The following is an 8,505-nucleotide window of genomic DNA, read 5'->3' on the forward strand; positions in this document are numbered from 1 at the left end:
AAGTGCGCCGCAATAGCGACTCTTGTGTTGGTGTGGGGTAAAATCGAAACGAGTAGGCTTTTTCCATGTCTCACATTCTAGCATATATTTCGTAAATGTGCTAATATTTAACAGTAAAGCCGTCGTAGAACGACGGGGTTTCAGACCCAAATTTTCGATGAAAGCGCAAACAACAAGTAAAGATAGCCTGATCCTACGGCAAGAAGTAGTGGGTTCCCGTCGCCCTAGTAACTATTTTTGGGCTGTAATCGTCTCTATTGGCGGTCTAGGGTTTCTCCTCGCCGGTCTTTCCAGTTATTTGAAGGTCAATCTACTTCTCGTTAGCGATACCAGTTCCTTACAATTTATTCCCCAAGGAGTCGCCCTCCTCTTTTACGGTACTGCGGGGACTCTTTTAGCCATCTATCTCTGGTTATCTCTCCTCTGGAATGTCGGAGGTGGTTACAACGAGTTTAACAAGGAAACCGGCAAAGTTAAAATCTTTCGTTGGGGCTACCCTGGCAAAAATCGTCGCATTGATCTCGATTGGCCTCTCGAAGATGTGCAAGCTGTGCGGGCCGAAGTGCGAGAAGGACTCAACCCGAAACGGGAACTATTCCTGCGGATTAAACAGCGTCGCGATATCCCTTTAACTCGCGTCGGCGATCCGATGTCCCTCTCGGAATTGGAAAATCAAGGAGCGGAACTCGCTCGTTTTCTGGAAATTCCTCTAGAGGGATTGTAGGCCTTTTTTCGCTCTTTTTGGCTATAAAATGATGAAGATAAGAAAATCTTGCTGGCTGTCTGTGGTTTGTGTTTTTTTAATCACAACGACGACACTTTTCGGCTGTTCTTCCCCGGAAGCTAATTCCACCCCCGATAATTCTAGTATCACCCAAACCTCTCAACCTGCCAGTTCGGGCAGTGTCAACATGGATAATTACAAACCCCGCTTAGATGGAACTGCCGTCGTCGAGATGATCATCAAAGGTAAACCGGTAACGATCGAAATTGATGGCAAGGCGGCCCCAATTACTGCCGGTAATTTTGTGGATCTGGTGGAGAGAGGTTTTTATAATGGTTTAACTTTCCATCGCGTGGTTACAGAACCGCAGCCTTTTGTCGCCCAAGGGGGTGATCCCCAAGGTCGCGGAACCGGTGGTTTTGTCGATCCGAAAACCAAGCAATCCCGTTATGTTCCCCTGGAAATTCTCCTCAAAGACGAAAAAGAGCCGATTTATGGGCAAGCAATCGGTCAACAGGCCACGGCCCGCACTCCCATCGTCGCTTTACCCCATAAACGCGGTGCGATCGCGATGGCCCGTTCTCAACAACCTAATTCCGCTTCTTCTCAGTTTTATTTTGCCCTGTCGGATATCAATTTCCTCGATGGTGATTATGCCGTTTTTGGTTATGTAACTGAGGGAATGGAAGTGATCGATACGATCAAACAAGGGGATAAAATTGACTCGGCCAAGGTTGTTTCTGGTGCAGAAAACCTGAAAAAATAGCGATCGGTTAGGGTGGGACCGGGCGACAATAATTTAATGTTCGCCGTCACCCACCCAATCATTTAATAAATCTGCTGCAAAAATCAAAAATCTTCCGTCAGGTGAGGAGTCTCCGAGCCAGTAGTCAGTAGTCAGGAGAATTAAGAATGAATAATAATCAATTAAATGCTCTAAGTAGGAAGGCACAATTATTTGTAGGATGGGTTAGCGGTAGCGTAACATAATCGGGCGTTGGGTTTCATGCTTCAACCCAACCTACGTTCATCTGATAACTGATAACTGATAACTGATAAATGAATGTTGTGGTGACGGGAATTGGGTTGATCAGTTCTCTGGGAAATTTAAGTCAGAGTTGGCAAAGATTACTAGAGGGCAAAACTGGTATAACTAGGCAACAACCCTTTTCTGATTTACCCGCTTTACCCTTGGGTTTAATCGGTCACAAACCGGCATTTTTAGAGGATTTAACCAAAATTGCCCTGATTGCTGCCCTTGAAGACGCTCAATTAACCCCTCCCTTAAAGGATTGTGGTGTCACTATCGGTTCTAGTCGCGGTTGTCAGGGTTTATGGGAACGGATGGCAGCGACGGGAATAGTAGAAAACTGGTTAGATAGTTTACCCGATCGCGCCTCGGTATTGACCGCTAGATTGATAGAAACCGGCGCCCCAGTCTTAGCACCCATGGCGGCCTGTGCCACGGGCATCTGGTCGCTCGCACAGGCTGTAGAATTAATTACTATGGGAGAATGCGATCGAGTTTTAGCCGGGGCGCTCGAAACCCCGATCACTCCCTTAACTTTGGTGGGATTTGAACAGATGGGAGCTTTGGCGAAAACGGGCTGTTATCCTTTTGATAGAGCTAGGGAGGGCTTGGTTTTGGGCGAAGCTGGGGCGATTTTAGTCCTTGAATCCGAAGAACTGGCTTTAAGCAGAAATGCCCCCATCTACGGGCAAATTTTGGGCTATGGTTTTACCTGCGATGCCGATCATGTCAGCGCCCCGGCGGTGAATAATCGTAGTGCTACCAAAGCCATAGAACTATGTTTGCACAGAAGTCAATTAAGAAAAGATGAAATTAATTACATTCACGCCCACGGCACTAGCACGCGTTTAAACGATGAACGGGAGGCAAACCTGATCGCCAGCATTTTTGGCTCGCAAGTGGCTGTAAGCTCGACAAAAGGGGCAACAGGACACACTTTAGGGGCTTCGGGGGCATTAGGCGTGGCTTTTTGTTTAATGGCCCTGAAAAATCAGCTAATTCCCCCCTGTGTCGGTGTGCGCGAGTCGCCTTTTCAGTTAAATTTAACTAGATCGGCTGTTAATTTTTCCCTGCACAATTGTCTCTGTCTTAGTTTCGGTTTCGGAGGACAAAATGCAGCCATCGCAGTGGGGAAGTTTTTCAGTGATCAGTGATCGGTAATCAGTAATCAGTGACCATTTCTTTCCCTGCTGGTCTCTGCATTTCTTTTTAACAAAACTTAACAATTATGGGCGAAATTTTGCTGGCTTTTGTCGGGAGATTTTGAGATAATATTTTTAAAAGATTTTATTCATAATGGGAATATTTGAAGTTGTAATAATTGGCACGGATTCCCATTATGACAAAAGCATAGCACAAGCCGCCGCCAAAGTCAAGTCCTTTCTTATTACTTATGGGTGCGAATTTCCGGGAGTCAAAAAGGGACTTAGTGGGGGTGCTAGGTGTTGGGGAGATTTTTCAGTGATCAGCTTTAATACTGCTCACTTAATATATACTGCTCACTTAAAACTCACATCTGACTCCTGACTGCTGATAACTGATTATGGATACACCGCGACTACATCCAGATACGATCGAAGAAGTTAAACAAAGAATTGATATTGTGGATTTAATTTCCGAGAGAGTCGTCCTCAAAAAAAGGGGAAGGGAATACGTCGGTTTATGTCCTTTTCACGAGGAAAAATCCCCCAGTTTTACGGTTAGTCCTGCCAAACAAATGTATTACTGTTTTGGCTGTGGTGCGGGGGGAAACGGGATTAAATTCTTTATGGAGGTGGGGAAACAATCTTTTAGTGAAGTGGTTTTCGATCTTGCTAGAAGGTATCAAATCCCGATTAAAACTCTAGCAGTAGAACAGCGTCAGGAATTAGAACAGCAATTATCCCTCAAGGAACAATTATACGAAATAATGGCCGTGGCGGTGAGTTTTTATCAACACGCCCTTAGTCAACCCCAAGGGGAAAAAGCGTTAGATTATCTCAAGGTACAACGACAACTAACCCCAGAAACTATCGCAACTTTTCAACTGGGATATTCTCCGGAAGGTTGGGAAACTCTCTATCGTTATTTAGTGGAACAAAAGCGCTATCCTGTGGCTTTAGTGGAACAAGCGGGATTAATTAAAGCGCGTCAAAATGGTAGTGGTTATTACGATCAATTTCGAGATCGTTTAATGATTCCTATTTTTGATAGTCAAGGACGAGCGATCGCTTTTGGTAGTCGCACTTTAGGTAATGAGCAGCCAAAGTATCTAAATTCTCCCGATACTCCTCTATTTGAAAAGGGAAAAACTCTCTTTGCTCTTGATCGAGCTAAACAGGCAATTATTCAGCAAGATTTAGCGATAGTTGTCGAGGGTTATTTTGATGCGATCGCTCTCCATGCTGCCGGTATTACTAATGTGGTTGCCTGTTTAGGAACAGCCTTAAGTCAGGAGCAAATTAAATTACTTTTGCGCTACAGTGAAAGTAAACAAATAATCTTTAATTTTGATGCTGATCAAGCGGGAATTAAAGCGACAAAAAGGGCGATCGAGGAAATTAACTCCCTAGTTTATTCAGGACAAGTTAACCTAAAAATCCTCAATCTTCCCGATGGTAAAGATGCCGATGAATTTCTTAAATCTCGTGCTGACGGGGTGAATAGTTATCGAGAACTAATCGAAAAATCTCCTTTTTGGATTGATTGGCAAATCTCGCAAATGTTGGTTAATAAAGATTTAAAACAGGGACTACATTTTCAACAAGTAGCCAATAGTATGGTGAGTTTATTGCAAAAGTTAATCGATAGCAATCAACGCACTTTTTATCTAGATTATTGTGCTGAAATTTTGGCTCAAAAAGATGCCACTCGTTTGCCTTATATTTTAAAAAATCTCTCAAAGCAGGTTAATAAACCTCAAGGAAAATCTCTGGCAATCAAGAGGAAAAATATTTTAGATAAATCCGAAAAAAATAGCTCGGAAAAAGCCGAATGGTTATTATTATTAATCTATCTCCATTATCCTGAATATCGGGAAAGAATTTTAGAATCTTTGGATGAAAAAGATTTAATTTTTAATCTCCTGGATTATCGTTGGTTATGGCAAGTAATTCTAGAGTTAGAAACCCAAATTACTAAACCAAGAGATTTGATGTCAGCCTTACAGAATCATTTATTGATGATAACCACAGACAAAAACCGTGATTTTAATTCTTTATTTCACTTAAATGAACATACCAGTCAGGAAATTTTGCAGCCAGAAGAACAGATCAAAGATGCTATTATAGCTATGGAAAAAATTAGTTTAATGGAATATCGTCGCTACTGTCAAGAACAATTAATTAATGCTCTCGACAGCAATCAACGGGAATTTTATCAGCAGGAATTTTATCAAACTGTTAATAAATTAATCGAAATTGATCCTCTCTACCAACAAGCTTAATTCTCTAATTGATTAGAAACTAGACAGTTGTTCAGCAATAATAGATACTAACTTATCCACTGCTCCTGCTTGCCCGCGCACTGCCCGCAATTTTTGCCGGATAGCCTCTAATTGTTCGGGATTTTCTAACCAAGAACTAGCCATATTTGCCACTTCTTCTGGTTGTAATTCCCCCAATAATTCCGGAACAATTTCGGCACCAGCCCAAATATTTGGCCAAGCATATAAACGCTTTTTTCGCAATATATAGAGATTAATTATCTTAGCAAATAAAGAACCCACCCCCGGCAGTTGGGCTAATAAACCGGGTAAACCGTCCCAAGTTCTCATCGCGTCTAGTTGCTGAGTCGGTAGTAAAATAATCATCGGGATTGCCAGCGCCCCTAATTCGGCAGTATTAGCACCCACCGTCGTTAAAGCTAAATGACAGCGAGAAAGCTGGTTATGGGCGGGAAAATCGGTAATTAGGTCAACTTTTACCCCCTTAGCTGTTTCTAGATAGGGTTTTTCACCGTTTTTTAATTTGGCAGCACTCCAACCGGTTTTAGTGATCATCGGATTAGAGCTAGGATCGGCAAATTTCGCCAAATAAGCTAAATTTAGGGTAGGAGCGACGGGAATTAAGAATTTAGTCCGGGGATCCTGCGCGTGTATCTTTTCGGCAATGGCTAGGGTTAGGGGTACACCCTGAGCTAATTTCGAGGGTTTGGAACCCGGGAGAAGTGCAATTAAGGTAGCGTCATCAGGGGTGATAGCATTGGGCAAATCCACCATTAAATCGCCGATAACGGTAAATTTATGCTGATATTGTTGGGGAATATTATTTAATACACTTGTATTCATCACGGCAAAGCGATCGATCCCCCGATACCAACGCGCTTCCCATTCCGCATAGATAACGGTGCGATAACCCAAACGTTTACCGATGGTGAGGGCAAAAAATTGATCGCCCCCTAAAAATAAAACGATGCCCTTGGGGTGCCAATCCCAATTATCGGCGGTTTTTCCCCAGAAAAGAAAATTAAAGAAGTTTTCTGGCGACTGGACTCGATCGACCTCCGGATATTTCCTAACTACTTCCGTTTCCGCCCCCATAGCATGGGTACAAGGGGAAAGAATCACCGAAATCCGCAACAGCGATCGATCTTCTGTTAAGTTTTGTCGCAATCTCTTGACAACTGGACGCACCCATGTAGATATTTCTCCTGGGCCATTAGAGAGAATGAGAAGATCAACAGGAGAATCAAACATGATATGTGGTGAGGTAGGAAGTTTTCGTTTTGGGGAGACAGTATTCAGGAGTCAGGAGACAGTATTCAGGAGACTATTTTTATTTGTTTTCCCTTCTCCCTTCTCCCTCACAACGCGCGCGAAGTGGTTTCCCTGTTGGGGTGTTGCCTACTTGCCATTGAATAAAGAACGAATTGCTTGATGTTTAGGGTGATCAAATTCTGGGGGAACCTTGCGGGTATCGGTAATCAACCAATCCAAGGCTGCCGCTTCCACATCGATCGCCGCGCCGGTTTTATCAACACAGTAGCGCCCAAAGACCAACTTATCCACCAAACGCGCCCCTGAACCGAGGCGAGAATATTCAAAAATAACGCTATTATCCACCGTCGCGCCGCCACAAATCCAACAATTCGGGCCAATCATACTCGGACCGACAATTTTCGCCCCGTCTTCAATGCGCGTCATTGCCCCGATATACACAGGTCCGGTGATATCGACTCGATCCCAGTTTACCCCCACATTTAAGCCCGTGTAGATGCCCGGTTTGACTTCGATGCCGGGGATAGCAACATTTTTAATTTCCCTGGATAACACCCCGCGAATTGCCTGCCAGTAGTCGGGGACTTTACCGATATCCACCCATTCAAAATCCATGTTTAAAGCGTAGAAAGGCGCAGCTTTAGCGACTAATTGGGGGAATAATTCGCCCCCGATGTCGTATTTACTATTAGGGGGAATAAAATCAATGATTTCTGGCTCAAAAATATAGATACCCGTGTTAATGCAGGTACTTAAAGCTTCATCGATGGCCGGTTTTTCTTGGAAACTGAGAATCCGTCCCTCCTCGTCGCTAACTACCACCCCATAACTGGATACTTCCTCTCTGGGGACGGTTTTGGTGACAATAGTGGCGATCGCTCCCTTTTCCCGATGCCATTTAACGGCTGCGGTTAAATCAAGATCGATCAGCGCATCACCACAGAGAACCACAAAAGTATCGTCAAAAAAGGGATTAAAATCTTGAATTCGTCGTAAACCACCCGCCGATCCTAGGGCATCACCGATTAACTCGCCCTCTTCGATTCTACCCTCGAAAGAATAGCCGATATGCACCCCAAAACGCTGACCATCGCGGAAATAACTCTCAATTTCTTCGGCTAAATGACTAACATTGACCATGATCTGATCAAAGCCATGCTGTCGCAACAGTTCCAACAAAAACTCCATCACCGGCTTTTGTAAAATCGGGATCAGGGGTTTGGGAATCGTATGGGTAATCGGACGGACGCGAGTTCCTTTGCCAGCCGCCAAAATCATGGCTTTCATTGATGTTTATTTCCTTTTGCGATCGAGGTTTGTAGTTAAATCATGCCTAGTGTATCATTACCGGCTCGGAATCAGTGGTTATCGATCCTCTTGGGGGTACCTCGAAAAATAGATTTACTTCAGCATTGCACCGCCTGAAACCCTGATGAAAGCTTGGTTTATTCTCAATTAGTGCGAAGATTTTCTCAATAAGTCCAATTGATCGAGCTACCCCTTGAGTAATTGATAACGGGAAAAAGTGAGAGATTTAACCCAGATTACACTGATGGACAAAATTAACCAATCAACTTTGCTGTAACTCATACTACTCAGTCCTCTAGGCTAAGATGATCAAAAAAACGCAAGTTTTTAAATTGATGGGCAAAAAAAGTTTAATTTTAGGCAATAACCAAGGCGTTATGTCTAGGACACCTCGAAAAATCGAATTTTGAGGGACGGAGCGCCTTGTTAGTTCTTGAAAATAATTCCCTCTTCATCAATGTAGATCAAGGAGATTTCCTCGACCAACAGTTTGTTAACAAAATCTTTTATTCGAGGTGTCCTTGAGCATTAGAGCAACCTAGACTCCCTGCCTAATTTTTCCAACAATCCGGTTAACCCCAAGAAGTCTAGGCGAAAAATGGTGAGCAAAAATTGACTACTTGAGATATTGACACTCCCGTCGCGCTTATGCGAGGGATTCTTGGTTCACTGACTCAAGTTGTCTTGACAGGTATTTCTACCAACCAAAATAGAGCTTAAATCTCCCCAAGCGTTTAGGTCTAACGA

General features: G+C 43.5%; 7 protein-coding genes. 4 read left to right on the forward strand and 3 right to left on the reverse strand.

Annotation, left to right across the window (positions count from 1 at the left end):
• Nucleotides 1-67: helix-turn-helix domain-containing protein (locus IM477_RS11455; RefSeq protein WP_287710710.1), on the reverse strand; the 67-nt coding region annotated here is incomplete at its 3' end.
• A 90-nt stretch (nucleotides 68-157) separates the two neighbouring features.
• On the opposite strand from IM477_RS11455, the gene IM477_RS11460 reads away from it, so the two are divergent.
• The 4 genes from IM477_RS11460 to dnaG all read left to right on the forward strand — a co-directional run bounded on the left by IM477_RS11460 (nucleotide 158) and on the right by dnaG (nucleotide 5,178).
• Nucleotides 158-724 carry a photosystem I assembly protein Ycf4 gene (locus tag IM477_RS11460; protein WP_061432225.1) on the forward strand — a complete coding sequence of 189 codons (567 nt, stop codon included), beginning with the start codon at nucleotides 158-160 and terminating at the stop codon, nucleotides 722-724.
• Nucleotides 725-752: 28 nt separating this feature from the next.
• The gene (locus IM477_RS11465; RefSeq protein WP_287731796.1) at nucleotides 753-1,490 is read left to right on the forward strand and encodes a peptidylprolyl isomerase; all 738 of its coding nucleotides are present in this window, start codon (nucleotides 753-755) and stop codon (nucleotides 1,488-1,490) included.
• A gap of 293 nt (nucleotides 1,491-1,783) precedes the next feature.
• Nucleotides 1,784-2,908 carry a beta-ketoacyl-ACP synthase gene (locus tag IM477_RS11470; RefSeq protein ID WP_287731797.1) on the forward strand — a complete coding sequence of 375 codons (1,125 nt, stop codon included), beginning with the start codon at nucleotides 1,784-1,786 and terminating at the stop codon, nucleotides 2,906-2,908.
• A gap of 389 nt (nucleotides 2,909-3,297) precedes the next feature.
• On the forward strand, nucleotides 3,298-5,178 hold the full coding sequence (dnaG, locus tag IM477_RS11475; protein ID WP_287731798.1) for a DNA primase: 1,881 nt from the start codon (nucleotides 3,298-3,300) through the stop codon (nucleotides 5,176-5,178).
• 12 nt (nucleotides 5,179-5,190) lie between these two features.
• Here the strand turns inward: dnaG and IM477_RS11480 are convergent, their stop codons facing one another.
• Nucleotides 5,191-6,429 (reverse strand): glycosyltransferase family protein, encoded by a 1,239-nt coding sequence (locus tag IM477_RS11480; RefSeq protein ID WP_287731799.1) that lies wholly within the window; start codon nucleotides 6,427-6,429, stop codon nucleotides 5,191-5,193.
• 147 nt (nucleotides 6,430-6,576) lie between these two features.
• On the reverse strand, nucleotides 6,577-7,737 hold the full coding sequence (locus IM477_RS11485; protein ID WP_287673885.1) for a nucleotidyltransferase family protein: 1,161 nt from the start codon (nucleotides 7,735-7,737) through the stop codon (nucleotides 6,577-6,579).
• Nucleotides 7,738-8,505 lie beyond the last annotated feature (768 nt).

It is taken from the genome of Microcystis sp. M090S1 (genome assembly GCF_020246295.1).
In the GTDB taxonomy this organism is placed as follows: domain Bacteria; phylum Cyanobacteriota; class Cyanobacteriia; order Cyanobacteriales; family Microcystaceae; genus Microcystis; species Microcystis aeruginosa.